This window comes from Acutalibacter sp. JLR.KK004 (assembly GCF_036941085.1).
GTDB lineage: Bacteria > Bacillota > Clostridia > Oscillospirales > Acutalibacteraceae > Acutalibacter.
The window spans coordinates 618,212-640,892 of the sequence record NZ_JAYMNQ010000001.1 but is presented as its reverse complement, the minus strand read 5'-3'; the positions used below and the strand labels follow the sequence as shown (position 1 = coordinate 640,892).

The following is a 22,681-nucleotide window of genomic DNA, read 5'->3' as shown; positions in this document are numbered from 1 at the left end:
CATAGGAGGATAGAAAGTGAGGACTAAAGACGAACTGTTCATGCTTGGGGAAGTTTCCACTTTACTTCAATATCTTTTTATGAGCGAAAAGCATACTATAATATTTAATAATGGGCTTACTGATTTACAAATCAGAATGGATGAAAATTTCAATATTTGGTGTAGGAATTTGCAATTTCCTGATATTCCCGAATCTGATTTTTCTGAGCAGATGACAACATTATATATGCTTGGTGTCATTCAAATTCTTCAAAATACACCTCCAGTTGAATTTAAAAATGCGTTTGCAAATCGTTGGGAGGAAATCAAACAAATCACCTTGGCTAATCTTGCTTTAAATAGAAAGTAGGTTAAAATACAATGGTGAGATTTAAAACGAAAGAGATTGATAGTTATTATGCTGCCAATTCAATTTTGAATTTCATTGATTATGCCGAATCTAATTTGCATAGCATTGGCAGATATAATGGCTCATTATCATTATACCGCAAATGTTTGTATATTAGACGGGAAGATTCACTGTTTTATAAGTATGGAGAAGATAATACTGGCGATATTCAAAAATTAAAACAATTCATGCGTAGATGTTACCGTGAAATTAATCTGTGGAAGAAGGTATTTTGAAATGATTTATACCACATATTTTGCAAAACTGAAATCGTTACCTAAAGATATTGTGCCAATTAGCATTTGTGGCAAGGCTCCGAATAATTACAATGGCCTCCAGTATAAAAAACTTGCACCAAAATATGATTTCTTTATGAAATGGAAAGAGAATCATGATAACGACTATTATATCTGTTGTTTTGATAATCAAGTTCTTTCTGTGCTTAATCCTACACAGGTAGTTGCTGATTTAACTGCAATGGCAGCAGGACGTGATGTTGCTTTAGTATGCTATGAAAGGCCGACAGATTTTTGCCATAGACATTTGGTAGCAGAATGGTTGCAAAAGAATGGCTATAATGTCCAAGAATGGAGTGCCTAAATGGGAGAAGATAAAAGTAGTGTTTTATACTATAATGGTAGGCCATTACTTAATATAAGTGAGATGCCTCCCATAACGTTTGATTCATGTGTAGATGGTGGTGATATAATCGGCACTTTTCCACAAAACAGAAATTGTTCATTTGCAGCAACATTCAAACATTTAAAAATGAGCCGCAAGAAATTTGTTCATAATCTAATAAAACAAGGTTATTCTAAAAAAGTGGCTAAACAGTTGGCATGGTATTGCAATGGTAAAAGGATTCCTTATGGTGCTGCCAACGATTTAATAGCTTTGGGTTTATCTGTGAGGTGATTGGAATTTTAGAACTATACAAATATACTGATAAAGAAATTGACCAGCTTGTTAGGTCTATTGTAATTCTTAGTGATACCAGAGAACAGAAGAACCAACATATTCTTGATTGGTTTGATAAAAAGAAAATTCCCCATAAGACAAAAGCATTGTCAAATGGAGATTATAGTTTTTATGTTCCTGCCAATCCTGATTTGAATATTGATAGAGATTTGTTCTTTGATAAAGAAATTATGGTAGAACGTAAAGGATCACTGGAGGAACTAAGCGGCAATCTTTCACAACAACGGGCAAGGTTTGAGGAAGAAATGGCTACATATCCGGGCAAGAAGTATTTACTGATTGAGAACGCAAACTATCAAGATATTATCATGGGGAACTATGATACAAAGTTTTCGGCAAAAGCGTATCTTGCAAGCCTCCATACATTTAACCATCGTTATGATCTTCAGATGATATTCATGCCTGATCCACAGTATTCAGGATATTTTCTGTATGGAGTGTTCACATACTTTCTCAGAAAAATTTTGCGGTAACTGCTTGACAATAACAAGAAATACAACTATACTAATAATAGATGGGGCGTTCCTCGGATGCTCCATCTACCAGAAAGTGTATAACAACAAATACAATAATGAAAGGGGATTGCATGAATAGTTCAATAATTGCTGACCTTGTACGAAAACTCAATAAGTGTCGTGATGCTTATTATAATCGTTCTGATCCGCTTATTCCTGACTCGGAATATGATTTCTTATTTGATAAGTTAAAGCGGCTTGAGAATGAGACAGGGATTATCCTAAGTAATTCACCTACACAGACTGTTGGATATGAAGTCAAGAGCAAGCTGGCAAAGGTACAACACGATATTCCTTTGCTCTCGCTTGACAAAACTAAAGACGAAAATGAACTAAATAAATTCGCAAAAGAAAATCCATGCCTGTTGATGTTCAAGTATGATGGCTAAATGATTTTTCAGACCTGTATCGTCTTGATCAGTATAAAAATGAAATTGTCCGAATGGATGGCTTTGGTACACGTTCCTATGAAAAATTGTGGGATGCTATTCAAGCATCAAGAAATGTTTCATTTGATAAGTTCCTTGTTTCTTTGGGTATTCCTAATGTTGGTAAGACAGCATCTAAGGTCATTGCAAGGTATTGTGAATATGATATTGCAAGGTTTGAAGATTTAGTAGGAAATGATTTCGATTGGACTGTACTTGATGATTTTGGAGAAGTAATGTCCAATAGTATCAAAGAATGGTTCGAGGACTCTTTGAATGTTGCTCTGTTTGCAAAACTTCTTGATTACATTACGATTTCAAAGCCTGAGATTACAGTTGTCAAAAGTAATCCATTCAAAGACAAAATTGTTGTTGCAACTGGCACACTACATAACTTCACCAGAGATGGTATTACTAAAAAGTTAGAGGAACTTGGAGCAAAAGTTGCTGGTTCAGTTTCTAAGAAAACAGATTATCTTATTGCTGGTGAGAAAGCTGGATCAAAAATGGCAAAAGCGCAGCAACTCGGCGTAATGGTTTTGACTGAACAAAAATTCATGGAGATGATTAGTTGAAAATTTTACATCGGCTCTTAGGATATTGCCCTATATGTGGACGTTGGTTTCAATTCAGCACCAAGCAGCGTACCCCAAACACTGTTAAAGACGAATATATTGTATGCTGCAAGTCTTGCTATGAAAAAATCGAAGCATATAGAGATGAATTACTCAGGGATTTACATAAAGATCAGAGGATTAAATCAAGAATGATGAAATAAAAGGCGAGGACGTGCGCCAAAACACACGTCCTCATCAAGTAAATTATTTCTTTTTCTCCGTATCAGCAACGGGTGTTGATTCAGGCTCGTCAAGGGAAATCCCTAATTTCTGAGCAATTTCCTCATTGCTCATTCCAGCATCTTTTGCCTTTGAAATAAGGGCTTTCAGGCCAGCGGCTTTAGAAGCACGTGGCTTTGGATTAAGGATTGCATTTTTCTTTGCCTCTAATTTTTGAATAGCATCCTTATGTCCAGCAATCTTTTTGTCAATCTCGGCAATACGTTCTTCTGCTGGGCGGCGAACTAACTTGCGCTGTTTGTTTTCGGCTTCTGCCATTATAGATCACTCCTTATCTCAAAATATGGCATTTGAATTATAGCACACTTCTTTTAATTTGTAAACATGAAAGGTGAAAAATTTAATGGGAGAATACACTTATACCAATGAGGACTTGATTAAAATGCAATCACGTCCTTTTAATACAAAGCTGCAAGTAACAACTGCAAAGTTCCTTGAGTTTTGTCAAAAGACTGAATATAATGTTTCCCTCTCATTTTCGGGGGGGCAGATAGTTCAGTTTTGTTAGATATGTTTGCAAAGTTTTGGTCATTGCATCGTGAACAGCATGGTAATAAACCCTTGCTTGTTATTTATGCAAATACAAGTAACGAATTTGCGTCTATGCCAAAACACGTTAAATTCTTTTGCGAATATATTGAAAACAAATATGATATAAAAATTGATTTACACATTGTACGAAGCAAGATTACTTTCTTTGATGTTGTAAAAACTGAAGGGTATCCAGTGGCAAGCAAGAAAGTTGCTCGAATGATCCGTGACGTAAAGGATTTTCTTGATGAGAGAGGTTTGAAATATGATGACGATATTGAACCGTATCTTGATCAGGGAATTGAAACAGCAAACTATTTGCGCTCTATTAACTGTCCTGCGACTATCGTATTAAGACTTTCTGGATATACCAGAGATAACAACATCTCAAAAACATGGTCAATTCCAAAGAAATGGAGATTTTTAATCAATGCGCCATTTCCAATCAGTGAACATTGTTGTGATATTCTTAAAAAGCAACCGATTAAACTTGTTCAAAAGGAAGTAAAAGCTAATCCTATTTATGGAACTTTAGCCGAAGATAGTCAAATGCGGCGAGATGCTTACTTAAAAACAGGCTGCAATGCTTTTAAAGATGGTCACGGTAAGTCAACTCCTATGGGATTTTGGATTCGACAGGATATATTAAGATACTTACATGATTTTAATATTCCTATTGCACCTCCATATGGCGAGATAGTTCAACTTGAAAATGGTAAATTTGAGTTTACTAAAGAACATAATACAGGATGTAAATTGTGCTTGTTTGGTTGTCATTTAGAGAAAGAGCCAAATCGTATTCAGCGTTTAGCTGATATTGAGCCAAACACTTATAAGTTTGTGATGAAAAGTCGTGAGGAAGGTGGTCTTGGTTATCGTGAAGTAATGGATTATTTAGGAATACCTTATGAAAACAAAGGAGATACATGAAAAAAGTTTTAACAATTACAATCGCATTTTTAGTTTTAATATTCGGTATTATTGTGGTGGGTCTGACAACGGCTCAAGAAAACAAGGCTAAAGAAGTGCAACCAATTCAATCAAGTGAGAAATGTCAATTAGTTTATATTGATTCAACTATTCCTGTAATAAAGCCTTTCTATACCACAATAGCAAATCATATTACAGAGAACGAACGTGAAACGCTTGCACGACTTGTATATCTGGAGGCCAGAGGACAATCTTATCTTGGTCAAAAGGCGGTTGTAGAAGTTGTATTGAATAGAGTATTGAGTGATGAATTTCCTAACACGATTGACGATGTAATATAGCAATTAGTGTATGGTGACTGGTTGATTGATGATGGAGTACACAACTTTGATGGCGGTGTTTATGAGGGAATTTTAATGAGTCAACCTCATAACAAAAACTTTAATGCTGAAGAAAATGGTCTTATTCGAGTTCATGGATGGGATGAGATTGGCAAAATTCTACTTTAACAAATTGGGAGGAACATTATGAATTATATGGAAATGACAGGAGATTTGTTTGCTGTCCCACAGGGTTATTACCTTGCTCATTGTATCTCTGGTGACTTCTCTCTTGGTGCCGGAATTGCAAAGCAATTCGATGAAGTTTATAATATGCGCTTTAAGTTGTTTAGGGACTATCCTTTTGAAGCAAATGAAAAGTATGGATATGTAGGCAAGGCTCTCTTAGTGGACAATGTATTTAATCTTGTTACTAAGCCAAAACATTATCATCGTCCTGATTATGACACATTGCTTGATACCATCATTGATATGAAGGATCAATGTGAAAATCTAAATATTACTAAGTTGGCAATGCCTAAGATCAGTTCTGGCCTTGACAGGCTGGATTGGGAGAAAGTCAAAGAAATCATTCAGGATGTGTTTGATGACTTTGATATTGAAATCTTGATTTGTAGTCTGTAAAGAGGAATTGCCATGACAGAGTATAAACCCCGATATTTAGTCATGGTTACTGCGTCTGCAAACAATAATAAATATTATCGTCAAATTCCTAATGGTGATACATGGATTGCTGAATACGGTAGAGTAGGTAGCAATCCGCAGCGCAGAACTTATCCTATGAGTCAATGGGAGTCAAAGTACAAAGAGAAAATTAAAAAAGGATACGTTGATCAGACTGATTTAGCAGAAGATTTAGTGCAAGTAAAAGAGTCAAAGCAAAGTAACAAGTATAAGGAAATTGAGAATAGGTCTATTGCTGAGATTGTAGAACGTCTACAAAACATGGCACGAAAAGCCATTAGTGATAACTATACTATCTCATCGAATAAAGTTACACAAGCAATGGTCGATGAAGCACAAAATATTCTAACAAGTTTGCTTGATGTGAAAGATGTTACTAAGTTTAACGATATTCTATTAAAGTTGTTTACCACAATTCCACGTAAAATGAGTAATGTAAAATCGTTTCTCGCAACATCTGAAAATGATTTTGCAAGTATCATTGATAAAGAACAGAACTTGCTTGATGTTATGAGTGGTCAGGTTGTTCAACATCAAGTTATTGATGAAACTCCCGAAGAAGTCAAAAAGCAAGATTGTACCATTCTTGAACAACTTGGTCTTGAATTTGATGAATGTGACAACAAGGATATTGCAATTATTAAAACTGCTTTAGGTTCTTGTTCTGATAAATTTTATCGTGCATGGAAAGTCAAAAATCTTAGAACACAGAAACGATATGATCAGTTCATTAAAGACAACAATATCAAGAATACTAAATTACTCTTTCATGGGAGTCGCAATGAGAATTGGTGGTCAATTATTAATAGCGGCTTAGTCTTAAAACCTACCAATGCTGTTATTACTGGCAAGATGTTTGGCTATGGAATTTACTACGCTCCTAAAGCAAGAAAGTCTTTAGGTTATACAAGCCTTTCAGGTAGTTATTGGGCGAAAGGAAATTCCAATTCAGGCTTTATGGCTCTTATGGATGTAGCATATGGCAAGCCTTATGATGTACATTCATTTGATAGTAAATATTATAATTTCAATTATGATGAACTGCAACGTGTTTGTAAGGGAGCAAATTGTTTACACGCACACGAAGGAAGTATGCTTCGTAACGATGAAATTATAGTATATAAAGAAGATCAGTGTACTATTCGGTATCTGATTGAACTGAAAAATTAGAATGAAGAGGTGGTTCAATGACTGTAATAAAGCGTGATGGCAGAGAAGTTGAGTTTGACAAAACAAAAATTAGTGATGCAATTTGCAAAGCGATTGTAGAGGTTGATGGCTCTTTGGCAGATGATACAAAGCAACTTGCATATGATATTGCTGATCGTATTGAGTCAAAAAATAAAGGCATTAATTTGACAGTTGAGCAGATTCAAGATATGGTTGAAATTCAACTTATGCTTAGTTATCGCAAAGACATTGCAAAGGCATATATCTTGTATCGAAATGAAAGAACTAAAATCCGTGATAGGAATAGTAATCTTGTCAAGAAAATCATGGTACGTGCTGATTCCAAAGTCAATTTTCACTCAAATGCGAATGTCGATGAATCCTCATTCTCTGGACGTGAAAAAGAGGCTTCAGCCGATATTGGCAAAATGATCGCACTGGACTTTGATGGCCTGTCTCAAGATGTTTCCAATGCTCATAAGGAGATGTTGGTATATCAGCACGATCTTGAAAAGGCAATCTATGGTATTCATAACTGTCTTAATCTGAACTTCCAAGAGATTTTTACTTATGGTTTCAGGACACGCAATGGTGATGTAAGACCGCCTTCCTCTTTTAGCACAGCTTGTCAGTTGTATGCTGTAGCGTTCCAGTGTCAAAGTCAGGTGCAATTTGGTGGTGTCGGTAGTATTCATACAGACCTTGATCTTGCACCGTTCGTAAAACTTAGTTTTTATAAACATTTTGCAGATGGTATTGTGTACTTGGATCATTATAGCAGAGAAGATGCAGACTGGATTTTAGATCAGTGGAAGAACAGTAAGCGGTCTATTGATGATCCGTATTTCAAGAAGTCGTTTAATGAAACTGCTTATCAGTATGCTATGGATATGTTGGAGCGTGAGGGCAAACAGGCAGCACAAGGACTTTATCATAATCTGAATACACTTGAATCTCGACAGGGTTCACAGGTTCCTTTTACAAGCATCAACCTTGGACGTGATACCAGTTTTGAGGGACGGTTGGTAACTAAGTGGATCATGGAGGCCAGCATTGACGGCATTGGACGGCATCACCTTACAAGTATCTTCCCCATTAGCATTTTCCAGTATAAGCAAGGAACTAATGCTAATGTTGGCGATCCAAACTATGATCTCAAGCAGCTTGCTCTTAAATCTATGAGTAAGCGTATTTATCCTAACTGGTGTAACTGCGACTGGTCACAGGCTCATGAGGATGAGAATAATCCTGATACATACTTTGCTACGATGGGTTGTCGCACATTGATTGGGTATGATCGGCATGGTCTTGGTTATATTCGTCAAGGACGTGGTAATAACGTTCCTAACACAATTATTCTTCCTAAGTTGGGTATTGAGTTTGGTATTTGTCTTGGCAAGCGTGATAAGCCTGATTTGGATGGGTTCTGGAAGGCTTTTGAGGAAACCTTAAAGCTGACAGAGCGTGGGCTTTTGGAGCGTTTTGAAATCATGATACGGCAATCTCCTAAGTCTGCGCCGTTTATGTATCAGAACAATACAATTCAGGATGCAAGGAATTGTGAAAAGGACGTGTTTAATGCGCTGAAACACAATACACTGGCGATTGGATATATTGGTATTGCTGAAATGTGTCAAGCACTTTTTGGTAAGAATCATGTTCATGATGCAGACGTTCATGCTTTTGCCCTGTCTGTTGTCAAGCGTATCAACGAATACGCCGCTGAAGCATCGGAGCGCAATAATCTGAACTTCTCTTGTTATGCTACTCCTGCCGAGGGGCTTTGCCGGACAGCATTGATGGGGCTGCGTGATCAGTATGGTATTATTGAAAATGTCACATCACATGAATACTTGACAAATTCTCATCATGTCCCTGTTTGGGAGAAGGTGTCCATCCAGCAGAAGTTGGAATGTGAGGCTCCATTCTGCAAGTATCCTACTGGCGGCTGTATTACTTATGTTGAATTGGATAGTACATTTGTAAAGAATACAAAGGCTGTTGAGGACATTATTGATTATGCGTTCAAGGTTCTTGATATTCCGTATCTGGCCTTTAACTTCCCTATTGATAGTTGTTTGAATTGTGGCTATCAAGGCGAGTTCAATGATAGGTGTCCTCAATGTGGCAGCGAGAACATTCAGCAGCTTCGCCGTGTGACAGGGTATCTTACAACAGACTATCGTAATTTCAATGATGGCAAACAGCGTGAAGTGCTTGAGCGTGAACAGCACAGCAAATATACTCCACAAATTAATCATGATGGATCAAATGAATCCTGATTTAAGATACGCTGGTATTGAATATGACGATGTAGCAAATGGTATTGGCTTGGGGGCAGTATTTTTTACTCAAGGCTGTCCCCACCAATGTCCAGAGTGTCAAAATCCTCAAACGTGGAGTAAGGACGGCGGCATAAAATTTACTGATTCAGTATTAGATCAGTTAATGCAATATTACTACGATATTCAATATGCCAGTAGATTAACACTTTCAGGTGGCGATCCTTTAGCAAATCCCGAATTAACTTATCGCATTATTTTCAAATTCAAAACCATTTTCCCTCAAAAAGCTGTTTGGTTGTATACAGGTTATAAATTTGAAGATTTTGCGTTTAATGTTCCTGCAACGCAAAACGAAGCATTGATTCAAAAAATTGTTCGGTTATGTAATGTGATTGTCGATGGCAAATTTGAAATCGACAAGAGAGATATTACATTACAGTTTATGGGTTCAAGCAATCAAAGGATTATTGATGTGCAAAAATCTTTAAAATCCAATCAAACAGTTTTATGGAATGACATGAATGGAGGCAATACTTGAAATATATTCTTGAAGTCCAATTTGAAACAGATGACCTTGATCCAGAAGAAAGTGAATTGGTTGAGGATATTCGTCATGATGTAGAAGATGTAATTGCAAATTATTCTATGACAGACAATCCAAAAGCAAAAATTAGGGAGGGGTAACTAATGCTTGTTGTAAATCTTTTTGGTGCGCCCGGAGCAGGAAAGTCTACTGGTGCAGCATATATCTTCTCGCAACTCAAGATGGCTGGCATTAATGCAGAATTAGTCACAGAGTTTGCTAAAGATAAAGTTTGGGAAGAGAGCAAGGCCGTGTTCCAGAATCAAGCCTATATCTTTGGTAAACAGTATTTCCGTATCAGTCGCCTTCAAGATAAGGTTGATGTTGTAGTGACAGACTCCCCCATCATTCTGTCGCCTTTCTATGCTAACGATCCTGTGCTTGGTGATGAGTTTGATACCCTTTGTACTAAGGTGTTTAACTCTTATGACTCAATGAATGTGTTTGTCAACCGTGTTAAACCTTACAATCCTGTTGGACGTTTCCAGACAGAAAGCGAGAGCGACCAGTTAGCGGCTGATCTGTTTACATTCCTGAATAAGCATGGTATCGTTTGCCGTCACTATGATGGTAGTCTTGATGGGTATAAGGTTCTCATTGCAGACATTATGGAGAGGCTTAAATGCCCCGGTAGAAGCTATGGCATATAACAATAAATACAACTGCGGAGGATTGAATGGAGTATATTGATTGTAAGTCTATTGCTCAGAAATGGAAAGATGAGATTAAAGCACATGGTATAAAAGCTAAATTTTATGTACTTCAAGTTGGTGATAATCCTGCATCAACCGCCTATATAAAAGGCAAGATTAAGGATGCTCAAGAAGTTGGGTTTGAATGTGTACACGTTCATATTCCAGCTACAACACGTGAACAGGTCTATCATGAAGTCAGTATGAAACTTGAAGAACTGAAATACAGCATGGAAGCAGACGGTGTTATTCTCCAGTTGCCTTTACCCTTTAGCCTGACGATGGATGATTTTAAAGATCATATGAATCCTGATAAAGATGTAGACGGGTTCTTAACTGATTCTCCTTTCGCCCCTTGTACACCTGACGGTATCATGCAAATGCTTAATGAAATTGGTGTATCTGCTGAAGGTGCATTGTGTGTCATTGCTGGTAGAAGCGATATTGTTGGTAAACCTATGGCACGTCTTATGACAGATGCAAATGCTACAGTATGTTTATGCCACTCCTTTACGGATCGCAAGCAACTTGAGGAACTTGCTAAGAAAGCAGACATTTTTGTAAGCGCAGTTGGTAAACCAGATTTTATAAGCAGTAGTCTTTTCAAAAAAAGAGCGGTAGTTATTGATGTAGGTATTAACCATACTGAAGATAGATTGTGCGGAGATATATCTATTGACAAAACTAACACAAAGAATATCTTGATAACTCCTGTTCCGGGCGGTGTTGGCCTTTTGACAAGAGCAATGCTCATGCAGCACATTCTTAGAGCATATGAAAAATATCACATTTGGAGGGCTATATGAATAAGTTTGAACGTGTATCTGAAACAGAATATAACAAGGTATTAACAAGTGATTGTACTGCCAAAAACGGTGTAATTTGTGTTGCACCCTATGAGAATATTAAACTTCCGCATAGAGCCACTGTGCGGAGTGCTGGGTATGATTTCTTTTCTCCTATCTCTTTTAAATTAAAGCCGGGACAGACCATTAAGGTTCCTACATTTGTCAAGGCTCAATTAAGCCACGGCAGAGTTCTCATGCTTTATCCCCGTAGCAGCTATGGGTTTAAATATCGGATGCAACTTGATAATACTGTTGGTGTTGTAGACGGTGATTACTATAATAATGAAAGTAATGAGGGGCATATTTTCATTAAGATCACAAACGACAGTAAGACAGGTAAGACACTTGAAGTCAACGTTGGAGATGCTTTTGCACAAGGCATTATCATGGGATATGACGTTACAGACAATGATAATGCTACTGCTGTCCGAACTGGTGGGATAGGTTCAACATCGGTATGAACAATTTTCAATACATAACAGAAACCTATAAATCAAACTGTTTCATTGAGGCCGTTAAAGCAAAACTCTTTGGCGGCTCCAATATAAAGATATATTTCTGCAAGCCAAGATTTCATAATGGCAAATTTCAAATGTGTCATTTTATGTGGACTGATGGAGTGCGTGATTACGATTTTTCGGATCACGAAGAAGATGAGTTGCCGTGGTATAGGTGCTTTCTATTCGATGGTCAGATTAGGCAGTTTGAGAAAGGATTTGCTGAACGATACTCTAACTATCGAAATAAAAGGAGATAGTCACAATGAAAATGAATCACAAATTTTGCATATGGCTCATTAGTATTGTCGTTGCTATAAGCATTTGCTGGCAATTACTTGAAGTGCTAATTTATGGTGAAATTCAGCCGAGAATTGTTGATGATATTATTGGCCTACTTTGGACTGGAGCAATATGCTTTGCTTATAAATTCAAAGAAATTGAATTAAAACGAATGTTAAAAAAATATAATAAGGTTCGTGTCAATACTACATGGTGGTTAAGAAAACCTGTTCCTCCAGAAATGTATACTGATGGGTATATAAGCGATCATATATGGTTGCAATCCGAACATAAACTTGGATGTAAAAGAAAAGAGAGGTGTACAAATTATGGAAATGGAATTTTTTGAATCACAACTTTTAAATGTAAATACCAGTTTATCGTTGTTAGAAGAAATTATTAATATAGATGTTGCACTTAGAACAATCATTAACCTATTAGTAGAAAAAGGAATTATATCTAAGCAAGAGTTCTTAGAAAAATCAAAGCATACAGAATCAAACGATACATATAAGCATTTTTATGAAAACAAAGATGCAATGTTAAAACAATCCGAACTTTTACAAACTGTTATTAGCAAACTAAAGCAAGATAGTTAAAACTAAATTATTATTTAAGATAGCGGGGGGGTGATAATATACACGAAACAATAGCACTATCACGCCAAATCCCATTTTGGGAGAAATACACTTTGTCGATAGATGAAGCAGCAGCTTATTTTAGAATTGGTAGAGACAAATTATACCAAATCGTTTCTGAAAACAAAGATGCAGATTTCATTTTGTGGAATGGAACGAGAGCGCAAATTAAACGTAAGAAATTTGAAAACTACATTGATAAGTTAAATATCTTGTAATTTGCCTTGAATCAAGACTCTTGATGTGGTATAATTAAATCAACCACATTAGGGTCTTTTTTCGGATAAGAAAGGAGTGTACAATGTCCGAAAAAAGAACTGAAACAAAACGGCGTGATTCAAAAGGCAGAGTTTTAAGGAATGGTGAAACTCAACGATCTGACGGAATGTATATGTATCGCTTTAACGATGCAGGAGGTGTTAGACGTACAATTTATAGTTGGCGGCTTGTAGAAACTGATAAGTTGCCACCACACAAACGGGCTTGTGAACCCTTACGAGAAATTGAAAAGCAACTTACACGTGATACGGATGATGGGATTCAAAGTTTTGTTGCAAACAAAAAAACGCTCAACGACTTCTATGAAAAGTACATGAGCATGAAAAAAGAACTGAAACCCTCTACACGATTTACCTATGCGAACACTTATGACAACTGGATTAGGAACGAACTTGGTTTTCGTCCAATCGGTTCAATCAAGTACAGTGATATTAAGCAATTCTATCTTTCTTTGTATTTTGATAAGGAAATGAAGCCTAACACGATCCATGCTGTCAATACCATTTTACATCCTATCTTTACTCTGGCAGTACGTGATGGATATATCAGGTCTAATCCAGCTTATCAAGTTTATGCGGAACTCAAAAAGCAGAATGGATGGGGGCAGGATAAACGCCACGCATTGACAGAACAGCAGCAAGAAGCATTTGTCGATTTCCTTCGTAATTCGTCCGTGTATCACAAATGGCTTGGCCTGATCACATTTTTACTTGGAACTGGTTGTCGTATAGGTGAGGCTATTGGCTTACGGTGGGAGGACTGTGACTTTCAAGAGAACATCATTTCTATCAATCACAGTGTTTCTTATACCGAAGTTGAAAAAGGTAAAGGACGTAGGTTCTATATATCTACTCCCAAAACCGATGCTGGCACAAGAGACATTCCTATGTTCAAGGAAGTGAAACGTGCCTTGCTGAATGAACGTCTTAGACAAATGCAGACGGGATTCAGTCAGCAGGAAATTGACGGTTACTCTGACTTTGTTTTTGTCGGCAACAGGGGAACTATCCATCATCCTACCAGTATCAATCAAACTCTCAAACGGATCATCAATGCCTATAACACTATGGAAGTTGACCGGGCGAAAAAAGAAAGACGAGAGCCTACTTTGCTCCCGCACTTTTCAGTCCACAATTTACGTCATACATTCTGCACACGCATTTGCGAAAACGAAACCAACCTGAAGATCATTCAAGAAATCATGGGTCACGCCAATATTTCTACTACGATGGATGTATACAACGAAGCCACTATGGAGCAGAAGAAAAAGTGTTTTGCCAACCTTGAAGGCAAGATTAAGATTGGTTGAATCTACACCAAAACCTACACCATTTCAACCTAATTTCTCAGGACGATGTAGGACATGGTAGGAAAATAAAATGTTTCTTCAACCAAAATCACAAAAATGCCTACAAAATAGGGCTGTTTAGAAACTTATCGGCAGTTATAGAACGGCAAAGAATATCTTCTTATATCCTCGAAACAAGCCCCCACATCCAGCAAAGATGTCAATGTAAATTTTCTTATCCATCATCATACAACTCCTCATAATTGGATACAATAATTCATAATAATTATATCATTGAAACTTTAGAAAATCAATACAATAAGGAGGATACCATGCCTTTCTGCCATTTTTCAAAAATAAGCAAAAGTATATCCTGGTCCAAAATAAAAGCAAATACTCTATTACAAATCAAAAACAATTGTAAAAAAATAGAATATTTAAAGCTTACTGATGTAGCAATATCAAAACCTGAATTTGATACAATATGTAAAGATATTTCAATCCCTAGCCTTTGTTACCAAAAATTTGCTCATCAATCCGTTGCTGGAACAGATGGAATTTGGCGCTGCATTATATTACAGAATACGCAAGATACTCGTAAAATTATATTATATACAGCTGGTCGAATCTACCCTCTTTATGCTGCAATTGAAGAATATGAGAAAATTATGCAATAATAAATATCTCCATGTATTGTTGAATATTAATATGATCTTTCAAATACCACAAATACTATATAGTATTTGTGGCATATTCTGTATATTTACAAGATTGGAAACCCTTCTATAAAAATGTTATATCTACAATAACTAGCAGTTCAACAATAGATTGGACCGCTGGCGCTATTAAATTTTGTCGTTAATGAAACAGCCTCCTTTTTTCGATATTTTTCTCGTAAGATTTCAACTTGGAAAAGGAATTGAATAAATGACGGCAAACGCTCAAACCCCTTGAAAATCAAGGCTTTTTCCGTTTGTCGTTATTATACCGTAACGGCATTTTGCTGGGTCGATGCTGGCTGACCACGGGGTACCCCTCAAGCAGATACAGGCTTTTCTGGGGCACGATTACAATTCCCCTATAACTTCCAAGGTTTATATCCACGAGGAACTACAGAGCGGTGCGAAAACCTCTGCCGCAATGGATGAGATTTTGGGAGATTTCTTGACGGCTTGACAAAGCTCTCTACCTTGTTCGGAAAAATGTTCGGAATTGCGGTTTTACTGATTTATGACAACAGAAAAACCGCACTACATAAGCCATAAACGGCCCTGCCATGCGGTTTTTCCTGTGTACCCTGTGGTGGAGATAAGCGGGATCGAACCGCTGACCTCTTGAATGCCATTCAAGCGCTCTCCCAGCTGAGCTATACCCCCGAGTTTTTCATCATACGATGATATTCTTCATCGGAGTACACTTTATTCAATTTTGGTTGATATAAGCGGAATAATGAAGATTTGGTGCTCTCAGTGGGGGCATACATTTAACTTCTCAGGCTCCCAGCTGAGCTATACCCCCATATTGAAAATCAAACTTTCTTGTTTTGCATCTCACTTCCGGTGCTCTAAGATAATACCACAGATTTTCGGATTTTGCAAGCCTTTTTTGAAAAAAATTTCCGATTTTTTAATTTTTTTGCGAGATGCAGGCCAAAGCCCGCAGAAAAGGAAAGGCCGCCCGCAAAAAGCAGGCGGCAGAGCTGTCATTCTCCCAGTTCTTCTTCCAGCAGACAGGCGGCCCGGGCCAGCGCCTCGGCTTCATCCGGGCCGGCACACTCCACCTCTAGCTGGGCGCGGGCGGGAATGCCCGCTGCCATCAGGTTCATCATGCTTTTGCCGTCAGCCCGGAATTCCCCATAGGTCAGCCGGATACTGCTGGAAAACCGCCCCATTTCCTGGGAAAAGGTGCCGGCAGGACGCATATGGAAATTAACGGAGCTGTTCCATGTAACTGTTTTTTTAACCATTTGCCCATCTCCTCTCAACTCAAACAAACCCTTGCGCTTTTACCCCATTTCCTGTTCAGCCCCGTCCTCCGCCGGGTTCACAAAAACTGTCTTGTAATTCTCATAAATCACCATGCCGGGCCTGGCCCCCTGGGGCTTGCTCACATGGCGTATCTGGGTGTAGTCCACTGGCACCTGGGCGGAAGACCTGGCGCGGCTGTGGCGGGCAGCCAGCACAGCCGCCTGCTCCATGGCCGCCTCCGTAGGCTTGCGGCCCTCTGTGACAAGCACCGTGTGGGAGCCTGGTATGTTCTTCACATGAAACCACAGATCGTTATTATTGGCTGTGCGCATGGTAAGCTGGTCGTTCTGGCGGTTGTTCCGGCCCACCAGCACCGTAAACCCATCCGCAGTCTCAAAGCGCAAAGGCACGCTGGGAGATTCCTTCCTGGCCTTCTTCCCCCGCTGTGCCCGGAGATACCCCTGCTCTGTAAGCTCTGCCCGGATTTCCAGCAAATCCTTCTCCGTCTCCGCCCGGGCCAGGGCGTCCAGCACCGAATCCAAATATACCAGTTCCCGCTCTGCCAGGGCTATCTGCTCCTGCAGCTTCTCCTCGGCGGTCTTGGCCTTGCGGTATTCCTTATAATATTTCTGAGCGTTCTGGGAGGGGGTTAAAGCAGGATCCAGCTTGATGTGTACCAAAGGCTGCCCCTCCTGGTAATAGTCAGGCAGATCCGCAGCCTTCGCGCCTTTCGGCAGGGTATACAGGTTGGCGCTGATTAAATCACCCGCCACCCGCAAAGAGTCCCGCTGGGCGCACCGATCCAGCTCTCCCTTTTGCGCCCCGATTTTCCGGGAAAGGCGCTCGGCATGGTTTGAGAGCAGCCGCAGCAAGTCCTGCTCCCGCACCCGCATGCGCTCCTGCTGATCCTTCTCCCGGTAAAAGCTGTCCAGCAGCCCGGAAAAGCTCTCTCCTTCCTTCACCACTGCCGCAGCGCCATATTGGTGGATGTCCAAAAAGGAAAAGTCCATGGGCTTTTTCTTTACATCCACCGCCATATAGGGGCGGCCCGTAAGGCCCTCCACGGTTTCCTTCAGCTGCTGCAGGAAAAACCGCAGCCGGAAACGCTGTTCCTCCCCCAGGGTTTTCACGGTCAGTTCCCGGCCCCTTCCCACCTGGTGGGCCACCTCCCGGCATACAATGGGAGATACCCCCTGCAGCACCGCCAGCAGCCCCTTGGAAAGCTCCATGTCCCTGGGCAGGGACTCCATGGCAGACACAGCCTCCTGGGCGGTGCGCGCCAGCAGGCAAAGCTTGTCCTGGGGCGGCGGGAGCCGATAGGAAAGCCCGGGCAGCACCAGGCGCTGGGAGGACATCTCTGCGTCCACCCGCTTTAAAGCGTCAATGATTTTCCCCTCTCCGTCGCTGAGGATAATATTGCTGTACTTCCCCATGATTTCCATGGTAAGCGTCAGGGTCACATGATCCCCCAGCTCGTTCACCGCGTCAAAATCAAAATGCAAAAGCCGCTCCAGTTCCGGCTGGCGGATGGCCTGAAGCTTTGCCCCCTGCAATTTTTTCCGCAAAAGCATGCACAGCATGGGGGGCTGCTTGGGGTTTTCCAAAGGGATTTCCGTCAGGTGTACCCGAGCGCTGTTGGCCCGGGCGGAAAACAGCACCCGGCAGGCGCTCTCCCTGCTGCGAAACGCAACTACCAGCTCCTCCCGGTTTGGCTGGTGGATTTTGTCCACCCGCGCCCCCAAAAGCTTTTCCTCCAGCTCCCTTTTAATATGCCGCAAAAACGCGCCGTCCAGCGCCATGGGCGCCACCTCCTTTTTGGTTGGAACTCTGCCACAAACCCCGGCTTAAGGGACTTTTTTTGAGGAAAAAAGTCCCTTAAGAATCCTCAAAAAACCTTCACCCTGTCACACACTGGTGCACAGGCCTTGTTTTCGACACCAGAAACGCTGCCCCAGGCAGCCGCTTTTTCAAATAAGCGGCTAAAAATTCAGCAAAAACCGCTTCCGTCTCATAATGCCCCGCCGCAATGCAGGTCAGGCCTGTGGAAGCTGCTTCCAGCATTTCGTGGTGCTTCATTTCCCCGGTAATGTAGGCGTCCGCCCCCCGGCAGGCGGCAAACTGGACAAAGCCCCCTCCAGCCCCGCTGCAGAGGAACACTTTTTTCACAGCCCTCTCTCCAGGAATCAGGTTCACCGCACCTGCGCCCAGCCGCTCCCGCACCAGCCGGGCAAATTCCAAAGGCGAAGGCGATCCCTCTGCCTCGCCGGAAAACAGGATGCAGTCCTCCCCGAAAACATCCTCCTGCCGGATAGCTTTCAGCCCCAGCCTGTTTGCCAGGGCCACGTTCACCCCGCACACCGGGGAGATGTCCAGGTTTGTGTGGCAGCACAGCGCCCCAATGCCCTTCTGGGCCAGCAGATAAGGCGCCGCGCGGCTGTTAAGGCTTTTTAAAGGCGTGAAGATAACCGGGTGGTGGCTGATAATCAGCCCCGCGTTTATGGAGGCCGCTTCCTCCACCACTGCCGGGGTGATGTCCAAAGCAATCAAGGCCCGCGCCACCTCTGCCGCCGGATCCCCCACCAGCAGGCCGCTGTTGTCAAAGCTTAAGGCGCTCTCAAAGGGCGCAGCCTGGTCTATCACGTTGTATATATCACAAATCCGTACCATAGGCTTCTCCTGTTTCCCTTTCTGTTTTTCCCGCGCGCCAAGCGTGGAAGCTCTTTCCCTCCCTGCCGGTTTGACCAGGGAAAGGCCGCGCTTTTCTTTATTTCCTTGTCTGGCCAAAGACAATATGTTCCTTTTTGCCATCCGCTATGCCTCCCCCAGATAAGCTTCCCGCAGGGTCTCCATCGCGTCCCCCAGCGCCTTTGCCCGGGCCGTTTCCCCTAGATGGGCCGCGCCCTTCCGCTGGTTCTCCAAAATCCGCGCCTGCTTTTCCGCATATAGCCGCACCGCCGGGCTTCCCGGCTCCAGCCTGCCCATGTAGGGGTATAGAAGGGGCATAGGGCCGTTCTCCCCGGTAAACGCCGCGGAAAAGGCGGCATACACCTTGCCGCTGTCCAGACAGGCCCGCTCCTCCAAAATGGAAAAGCCCAAGCCCCACAAGCCTGCCCGAAGCTGTGGCCCGCAGCTCATGGGCTGCAAAACCAGCCGCTTCCCTGGATTTCGCAGCCAGGAAGTTTCCCCTGCCATGCGCAGAATCAGCTCCCCGCCCATGCCCGCAATCACGATGTCCTCCGCGTCTCCAGGCCCCAGGCCCTGCAGCCCGTCTGAAAGCAGAAGCCGCATTTTTGCCCCATACCGGGCGGCGTTCCGCCTGGCAGCCTCCAGGGGACTGGCATTAATGTCCGCGGCGATGGCCCGGGGGCACCGCCCGGTTTTCAAAAGCCATATGGGCAGATAGCCATGATCTGTGCCGATATCCGCCACCGCAGCCCCCTCCCGCACCAAAGACGCGCAAAGGCTGAGCCTGGGTCCAAGCTGAAACAGGGGCCTTGCCATAAACGCCCTCCTTTCACTGGGCAAAAAGACAAACTGCCGCCTGGCCGAAACGCCGGGCGGCAGTCTGCGCAAGCCGTATCAGACTATTTCCCACTCAGGTGCCGGTTGAGTTTCTCCACCAGCTCGTCCGGGTTCACCCCGTGTACCCCGCAGGCCTGCTCCAGCGTCTCCCCCCGGGCAGAGGGGCAGCCAAGGCAGTGCATGCCCATCTCCAGAAAATAAGGGGCGGTTGTTTCGTCCATATCCAGAATTTCCCCGATAATCATGTCCTTTGTAACAGCAGCCATTTTTTTCATCCTTTCTCACAGCGGGAAACCCGCCGCAAAGCAGTCAATTGCAAATTTCAGTACCTATATTATAATACCCCCGGCCCCGGCGCGCAATACCTGAAACCATGAATTTTGTGTGAAAAGCAGTTTTTCTGCCTTTTCCAGCTTAGAACCTACTTCATGGGCAGAAAGCCGATTTTTTTCATAGCCTTGGACACTGTCCGCTGGGCAATGGACCCGGCCTTTTCCGCATTCTCCCGGCAGCACCGCTGCAAATAGTCCTTGTCCTGCAAAATTTCCTTAAAGCGCTCCTGAATGGGCCGCAGCTCCCCGATAACGGCTTCCGCCACAGCGGGCTTAAAGTCGCCATAGCCCTTGCCCGCAAACTCCCCTTCAATTTCCTCCATGCTCTTGCCTGTAATGCAGGAATAAATTTCCATCAGGTTCTTCACCCCGGGCTTGTCGTCAGAATAGCGCACGCAGGCCTCGCTGTCTGTAATGGCCCGTTTGAACTTGCGCATAATGGTATCCGGATCATCCAGCACGCTGATGCAGCCGTTGTTGTTCCCGTCAGACTTGGACATTTTCCTGGTGGGATCCTGCAAAGACATAACCCTGGCCCCATGCTGGGGGATAATCGGCTCTGGCACTGTGAAGGTGGGGCTGTAAATGCCGTTGAAGCGCTCCGCAATGTCCCGGGCAATCTCCACATGCTGTTTCTGATCCGCCCCTACAGGCACAAAGTCCGCCTGATATAAAAGGATGTCCGCCGCCATCAGGCAGGGATACGTGAAAAGCCCGGCGTTGATGTTGTCCGCGTGTTTAGCCGATTTATCCTTAAACTGGGTCATGCGGGAAAGCTCCCCGAACTGGGTGTAGCAGTTCAAAATCCAGGCAAGCTGGGCGTGCTGGGGCACATGGCTCTGGATAAAAAAGAGCGTCTTGCTTAAATCAATGCCCATGGCAAGCAGGAAGGCATAGGCGTCCTGTGTGTACTTGCGAAGCTGTGCCGGCTCCTGCCGCACGGTGATGGCATGGAGGTCCGCTAGGGCATAGGCGCACTGGTAACCTTCTTCCTGGAACCGGAGCGCGTTTTTGAAAGCCCCCAGGTAATTCCCCAGGGTAAAGGTGCCTGTACACTGGTACATGCTTAAAATGCGTTTTTTCTCATTGCTTTCCATATTGTTTCAACCTCTTTCCCGAATATTTAGCTAAGCGTGCTTTCGCGCAGGCAGTGAAAGCCGCTACATTGCCTTGGCGGTTTCGCCCAGTATCTTCACGCCTTCCCGTAGCTGCTCATCTGTAGGCGTAGAGAAATTGATGCGGAAAGAGCGGCAAGGCTCTGTTTCGTCTGTGAGGAACGCTGTGCCCGGCACCACGCAGGCCTTGCGCTCCATGGCCCGCTTCACGAACCCCAGCATATCAGTGCCCTCCGGCAGGGTACACCAGGCAAAAAGCCCGCCCTCAAAATGGCTCCAGGTGATAAGGGGCCTGAAATGCTCCTCCATGGCGGAAAGCAGCACAGCGCTTTTCCGGCTGTAAATGTCCCGCAGGTTTTGCAGGTGGGCCTCATAGTCAAAGCCTGTCATAAAGCGGTGGCACACAATCTGCGCCCACATGTTGGAATGTACGTCCTCCCCCTGCTTGCACACCACCATTTTCTGGAGCACCGCCCTGGGGCCGATGGCATAACCCACCCGCATCCCCGGGGAAACCACCTTGGAGAAAGAGCCGGCATACATCACAATGCCCTCTGTGTCAAGGCTCTTAATGGAAGGCACGTCCTCCCCTGCAAAGCGCAGATCCCCATAAGGGTTGTCCTCCAGAATCATCACCCCATGCTTTTGGCACAGCTCATACACTTTTTTGCGCTTCTCAAAACTCATGGTAATGCCTGAGGGGTTCTGGAAATTGGGAATGGTATACAGATATTTCACATTTTTCTCTGTCTCCAAAGCCTTTTCCAGGCAGGCCATGTCCATGCCGTCCTCCTCCATGGGAATGCCCACAAGCTTTGCCCGGTAGGATCGGAAGGTGTTCAAAGAGCCGATAAAGCTGGGGGCCTCGCACAGCACCGTATCCCCCTCGTTTAAAAGGGTTTTCGTCAGCAGATCCATCACCTGCTGGGCGCCGCTGGTAATGAGGATATCATCGTTCTCTGTGCCCACCTGGTGCTTTTTCTTCATATACCCCAGCAGGTGCTCCCGCAGAGGGGCATACCCCTCTGTCACGCCATACTGCAAAGCCTCAATAGGGGTATCCTCCAAAAGCTGTGCCGAAACCTTCCGGATGGCTTCATAGGGGAAGGCGTCCGGCGCCGGGTTCCCGGCGGAAAGGGGGATAATCCCCGGGGCGGAGGAGTTTTTTAAAATCTCCCGGATGGCAGAGGGCTTCAGCGCCTTCACCCGGTCAGAAAACTGATATTCCATATGTTTGCTCCTTTCCGGCGGGAAAACCCCGCCCACAAAAAAATAAAAGCCCGCCCCACGCATGGGACAGGCTCTGCCTGCGGTACCACCCAAATTGACAGGCTGCCGCCTGCCCAACTCTTCCCCATAACGCGGGGCGCGTCCGGCCATTTCCTGCCAGCCCTCCCGGGGCCATTCCCAGCCTTCCCCTGCCGCCTTCCCACCCTGGGCGGCTCTCTTAAAAAGGATAGCGGCTGGTACTCCTCCCGGTCAACGGTTTTCCTATATCCATCTCATTATATGGCATCCCCCAGGAAAAGTC

The 22,681-nt window shown here is 43.2% G+C and carries 29 protein-coding genes, 1 tRNA gene and 1 other annotated feature; of the genes, 21 read left to right on the top strand and 9 right to left on the bottom strand.

The features are described 5' to 3' along the window. The first annotated feature begins 16 nt into the window (after positions 1-16). The 6 genes from VSQ30_RS03575 to VSQ30_RS03550 all read left to right on the top strand — a co-directional run bounded on the left by VSQ30_RS03575 (position 17) and on the right by VSQ30_RS03550 (position 2,884). Entirely contained in the window at positions 17-349 is a 333-nt protein-coding gene (locus tag VSQ30_RS03575; protein ID WP_334462071.1) for a hypothetical protein, read from the top strand. Between the two features lie 276 nt (positions 350-625). Further along, entirely contained in the window at positions 626-988 is a 363-nt protein-coding gene (locus VSQ30_RS03570; RefSeq protein WP_334462070.1) for a DUF488 family protein, N3 subclade, read from the top strand. Beyond that, positions 989-1,303, top strand: coding sequence for a hypothetical protein (locus tag VSQ30_RS03565; RefSeq protein ID WP_334462068.1), 315 nt, complete (start codon positions 989-991; stop codon positions 1,301-1,303). Further along, the gene (locus VSQ30_RS03560) at positions 1,300-1,839 is read left to right on the top strand and encodes an ERCC4 domain-containing protein (RefSeq protein WP_334462066.1); all 540 of its coding nucleotides are present in this window, start codon (positions 1,300-1,302) and stop codon (positions 1,837-1,839) included. Before VSQ30_RS03565 ends, VSQ30_RS03560 begins: the two co-directional genes overlap by 4 nt. Before the next feature lie 113 nt (positions 1,840-1,952). Next, positions 1,953-2,270, top strand: coding sequence for a DNA ligase LigA-related protein (locus VSQ30_RS03555; RefSeq protein ID WP_334462065.1), 318 nt, complete (start codon positions 1,953-1,955; stop codon positions 2,268-2,270). Between the two features lie 53 nt (positions 2,271-2,323). Then, complete coding sequence (locus VSQ30_RS03550) at positions 2,324-2,884, top strand: BRCT domain-containing protein (RefSeq protein WP_334462063.1); 561 nt, start codon at positions 2,324-2,326, stop codon at positions 2,882-2,884. A gap of 246 nt (positions 2,885-3,130) precedes the next feature. Here the strand turns inward: VSQ30_RS03550 and VSQ30_RS03545 are convergent, their stop codons facing one another. Further along, positions 3,131-3,424, bottom strand: a complete 294-nt coding sequence (locus VSQ30_RS03545; RefSeq protein ID WP_334462061.1) for a hypothetical protein — start codon at positions 3,422-3,424, stop codon at positions 3,131-3,133. Positions 3,425-3,667: 243 nt separating this feature from the next. On the opposite strand from VSQ30_RS03545, the gene VSQ30_RS03540 reads away from it, so the two are divergent. The 15 genes from VSQ30_RS03540 (at position 3,668) to VSQ30_RS03470 (ending at position 14,891) form a co-directional block, all read left to right on the top strand. Then, the gene (locus VSQ30_RS03540; protein ID WP_334462059.1) at positions 3,668-4,627 is read left to right on the top strand and encodes a hypothetical protein; all 960 of its coding nucleotides are present in this window, start codon (positions 3,668-3,670) and stop codon (positions 4,625-4,627) included. Beyond that, complete coding sequence (locus VSQ30_RS03535) at positions 4,624-4,968, top strand: cell wall hydrolase (RefSeq protein ID WP_334462056.1); 345 nt, start codon at positions 4,624-4,626, stop codon at positions 4,966-4,968. The genes VSQ30_RS03540 and VSQ30_RS03535 overlap by 4 nt, the downstream gene beginning before the upstream one ends. A 186-nt stretch (positions 4,969-5,154) precedes the next feature. Beyond that, positions 5,155-5,592: a macro domain-containing protein gene (locus VSQ30_RS03530; RefSeq protein ID WP_334462054.1), complete on the top strand. Its 438-nt coding sequence runs from the start codon at positions 5,155-5,157 to the stop codon at positions 5,590-5,592. 12 nt (positions 5,593-5,604) lie between these two features. After that, positions 5,605-6,822 (top strand): WGR domain-containing protein, encoded by a 1,218-nt coding sequence (locus VSQ30_RS03525; RefSeq protein WP_334462052.1) that lies wholly within the window; start codon positions 5,605-5,607, stop codon positions 6,820-6,822. 17 nt (positions 6,823-6,839) lie between these two features. Next, complete coding sequence (gene nrdD / locus VSQ30_RS03520) at positions 6,840-9,104, top strand: anaerobic ribonucleoside-triphosphate reductase (RefSeq protein WP_334462050.1); 2,265 nt, start codon at positions 6,840-6,842, stop codon at positions 9,102-9,104. After that, on the top strand, positions 9,094-9,645 hold the full coding sequence (gene nrdG, locus VSQ30_RS03515; protein WP_334462047.1) for an anaerobic ribonucleoside-triphosphate reductase activating protein: 552 nt from the start codon (positions 9,094-9,096) through the stop codon (positions 9,643-9,645). Before nrdD ends, nrdG begins: the two co-directional genes overlap by 11 nt. Further along, complete coding sequence (locus tag VSQ30_RS03510) at positions 9,642-9,791, top strand: hypothetical protein (RefSeq protein ID WP_160265811.1); 150 nt, start codon at positions 9,642-9,644, stop codon at positions 9,789-9,791. Before nrdG ends, VSQ30_RS03510 begins: the two co-directional genes overlap by 4 nt. Positions 9,792-9,794: 3 nt before the next feature. After that, positions 9,795-10,340, top strand: coding sequence for an AAA family ATPase (locus VSQ30_RS03505; protein WP_160265810.1), 546 nt, complete (start codon positions 9,795-9,797; stop codon positions 10,338-10,340). Between the two features lie 26 nt (positions 10,341-10,366). Continuing rightward, a complete protein-coding gene (locus VSQ30_RS03500) occupies positions 10,367-11,188 on the top strand; it encodes a bifunctional 5,10-methylenetetrahydrofolate dehydrogenase/5,10-methenyltetrahydrofolate cyclohydrolase (RefSeq protein WP_160265809.1) in 822 nt (273 codons plus the stop codon). Then, positions 11,185-11,691, top strand: coding sequence for a dCTP deaminase/dUTPase family protein (locus VSQ30_RS03495; RefSeq protein WP_160265808.1), 507 nt, complete (start codon positions 11,185-11,187; stop codon positions 11,689-11,691). The genes VSQ30_RS03500 and VSQ30_RS03495 overlap by 4 nt, the downstream gene beginning before the upstream one ends. 301 nt (positions 11,692-11,992) lie before the next feature. Further along, the gene (locus VSQ30_RS03490) at positions 11,993-12,358 is read left to right on the top strand and encodes a hypothetical protein (RefSeq protein ID WP_160265807.1); all 366 of its coding nucleotides are present in this window, start codon (positions 11,993-11,995) and stop codon (positions 12,356-12,358) included. Continuing rightward, positions 12,339-12,608 carry a hypothetical protein gene (locus VSQ30_RS03485; protein ID WP_334462039.1) on the top strand — a complete coding sequence of 90 codons (270 nt, stop codon included), beginning with the start codon at positions 12,339-12,341 and terminating at the stop codon, positions 12,606-12,608. The genes VSQ30_RS03490 and VSQ30_RS03485 overlap by 20 nt, the downstream gene beginning before the upstream one ends. Positions 12,609-12,646: 38 nt before the next feature. Next, a complete protein-coding gene (locus tag VSQ30_RS03480) occupies positions 12,647-12,865 on the top strand; it encodes an excisionase (protein ID WP_502876268.1) in 219 nt (72 codons plus the stop codon). Between the two features lie 83 nt (positions 12,866-12,948). Next, on the top strand, positions 12,949-14,235 hold the full coding sequence (locus tag VSQ30_RS03475) for a site-specific integrase (protein WP_334462038.1): 1,287 nt from the start codon (positions 12,949-12,951) through the stop codon (positions 14,233-14,235). Positions 14,236-14,546: 311 nt separating this feature from the next. Further along, positions 14,547-14,891: a hypothetical protein gene (locus VSQ30_RS03470; RefSeq protein WP_022788498.1), complete on the top strand. Its 345-nt coding sequence runs from the start codon at positions 14,547-14,549 to the stop codon at positions 14,889-14,891. 623 nt (positions 14,892-15,514) lie between these two features. Here VSQ30_RS03470 and VSQ30_RS03465 read toward each other — a convergent pair. The 8 genes from VSQ30_RS03465 to VSQ30_RS03430 all read right to left on the bottom strand — a co-directional run bounded on the left by VSQ30_RS03465 (position 15,515) and on the right by VSQ30_RS03430 (position 22,380). Further along, positions 15,515-15,590, bottom strand: a tRNA-Ala gene (locus VSQ30_RS03465). A 326-nt stretch (positions 15,591-15,916) separates the two neighbouring features. Continuing rightward, positions 15,917-16,180, bottom strand: coding sequence for an HPr family phosphocarrier protein (locus VSQ30_RS03460; RefSeq protein ID WP_160643161.1), 264 nt, complete (start codon positions 16,178-16,180; stop codon positions 15,917-15,919). Between the two features lie 39 nt (positions 16,181-16,219). Continuing rightward, positions 16,220-17,980 carry an Rqc2 family fibronectin-binding protein gene (locus VSQ30_RS03455; RefSeq protein WP_334462037.1) on the bottom strand — a complete coding sequence of 587 codons (1,761 nt, stop codon included), beginning with the start codon at positions 17,978-17,980 and terminating at the stop codon, positions 16,220-16,222. A 97-nt stretch (positions 17,981-18,077) separates the two neighbouring features. Continuing rightward, on the bottom strand, positions 18,078-18,848 hold the full coding sequence (locus tag VSQ30_RS03450; RefSeq protein ID WP_334462036.1) for a Nif3-like dinuclear metal center hexameric protein: 771 nt from the start codon (positions 18,846-18,848) through the stop codon (positions 18,078-18,080). A gap of 144 nt (positions 18,849-18,992) precedes the next feature. Beyond that, positions 18,993-19,682: a class I SAM-dependent methyltransferase gene (locus VSQ30_RS03445; RefSeq protein ID WP_334462035.1), complete on the bottom strand. Its 690-nt coding sequence runs from the start codon at positions 19,680-19,682 to the stop codon at positions 18,993-18,995. Between the two features lie 83 nt (positions 19,683-19,765). Then, positions 19,766-19,969 carry a DUF1858 domain-containing protein gene (locus VSQ30_RS03440; protein WP_334462033.1) on the bottom strand — a complete coding sequence of 68 codons (204 nt, stop codon included), beginning with the start codon at positions 19,967-19,969 and terminating at the stop codon, positions 19,766-19,768. 155 nt (positions 19,970-20,124) lie between these two features. Further along, positions 20,125-21,132 (bottom strand): tryptophan--tRNA ligase, encoded by a 1,008-nt coding sequence (gene trpS, locus VSQ30_RS03435; protein ID WP_334462031.1) that lies wholly within the window; start codon positions 21,130-21,132, stop codon positions 20,125-20,127. Between the two features lie 63 nt (positions 21,133-21,195). Further along, complete coding sequence (locus tag VSQ30_RS03430) at positions 21,196-22,380, bottom strand: aminotransferase-like domain-containing protein (RefSeq protein WP_334462029.1); 1,185 nt, start codon at positions 22,378-22,380, stop codon at positions 21,196-21,198. A gap of 59 nt (positions 22,381-22,439) precedes the next feature. Beyond that, positions 22,440-22,642, bottom strand: a binding site (T-box leader). Positions 22,643-22,681: the final 39 nt, after the last annotated feature.

Coding starts and splice junctions, on each gene's coding strand:
- VSQ30_RS03545 (WP_334462061.1), bottom strand. CDS start 3,424: ATGGCAGAAGCCGAAAACAAACAGCGCAAGTTAGTTCGCCGCCCAGCA.
- nrdG (WP_334462047.1), top strand. CDS start 9,094: ATGAATCCTGATTTAAGATACGCTGGTATTGAATATGACGATGTAGCA.
- VSQ30_RS03470 (WP_022788498.1), top strand. CDS start 14,547: ATGCCTTTCTGCCATTTTTCAAAAATAAGCAAAAGTATATCCTGGTCC.
- VSQ30_RS03530 (WP_334462054.1), top strand. CDS start 5,155: ATGAATTATATGGAAATGACAGGAGATTTGTTTGCTGTCCCACAGGGT.
- VSQ30_RS03475 (WP_334462038.1), top strand. CDS start 12,949: ATGTCCGAAAAAAGAACTGAAACAAAACGGCGTGATTCAAAAGGCAGA.
- VSQ30_RS03535 (WP_334462056.1), top strand. CDS start 4,624: ATGAAAAAAGTTTTAACAATTACAATCGCATTTTTAGTTTTAATATTC.
- VSQ30_RS03450 (WP_334462036.1), bottom strand. CDS start 18,848: ATGGTACGGATTTGTGATATATACAACGTGATAGACCAGGCTGCGCCC.
- VSQ30_RS03460 (WP_160643161.1), bottom strand. CDS start 16,180: ATGGTTAAAAAAACAGTTACATGGAACAGCTCCGTTAATTTCCATATG.
- nrdD (WP_334462050.1), top strand. CDS start 6,840: ATGACTGTAATAAAGCGTGATGGCAGAGAAGTTGAGTTTGACAAAACA.
- VSQ30_RS03565 (WP_334462068.1), top strand. CDS start 989: ATGGGAGAAGATAAAAGTAGTGTTTTATACTATAATGGTAGGCCATTA.
- VSQ30_RS03555 (WP_334462065.1), top strand. CDS start 1,953: ATGAATAGTTCAATAATTGCTGACCTTGTACGAAAACTCAATAAGTGT.
- VSQ30_RS03490 (WP_160265807.1), top strand. CDS start 11,993: ATGAAAATGAATCACAAATTTTGCATATGGCTCATTAGTATTGTCGTT.
- VSQ30_RS03570 (WP_334462070.1), top strand. CDS start 626: ATGATTTATACCACATATTTTGCAAAACTGAAATCGTTACCTAAAGAT.
- VSQ30_RS03505 (WP_160265810.1), top strand. CDS start 9,795: ATGCTTGTTGTAAATCTTTTTGGTGCGCCCGGAGCAGGAAAGTCTACT.
- trpS (WP_334462031.1), bottom strand. CDS start 21,132: ATGGAAAGCAATGAGAAAAAACGCATTTTAAGCATGTACCAGTGTACA.
- VSQ30_RS03495 (WP_160265808.1), top strand. CDS start 11,185: ATGAATAAGTTTGAACGTGTATCTGAAACAGAATATAACAAGGTATTA.
- VSQ30_RS03485 (WP_334462039.1), top strand. CDS start 12,339: ATGGAAATGGAATTTTTTGAATCACAACTTTTAAATGTAAATACCAGT.
- VSQ30_RS03500 (WP_160265809.1), top strand. CDS start 10,367: ATGGAGTATATTGATTGTAAGTCTATTGCTCAGAAATGGAAAGATGAG.
- VSQ30_RS03455 (WP_334462037.1), bottom strand. CDS start 17,980: ATGGCGCTGGACGGCGCGTTTTTGCGGCATATTAAAAGGGAGCTGGAG.
- VSQ30_RS03445 (WP_334462035.1), bottom strand. CDS start 19,682: ATGGCAAGGCCCCTGTTTCAGCTTGGACCCAGGCTCAGCCTTTGCGCG.
- VSQ30_RS03440 (WP_334462033.1), bottom strand. CDS start 19,969: ATGGCTGCTGTTACAAAGGACATGATTATCGGGGAAATTCTGGATATG.
- VSQ30_RS03430 (WP_334462029.1), bottom strand. CDS start 22,380: ATGGAATATCAGTTTTCTGACCGGGTGAAGGCGCTGAAGCCCTCTGCC.
- VSQ30_RS03550 (WP_334462063.1), top strand. CDS start 2,324: ATGGATGGCTTTGGTACACGTTCCTATGAAAAATTGTGGGATGCTATT.
- VSQ30_RS03525 (WP_334462052.1), top strand. CDS start 5,605: ATGACAGAGTATAAACCCCGATATTTAGTCATGGTTACTGCGTCTGCA.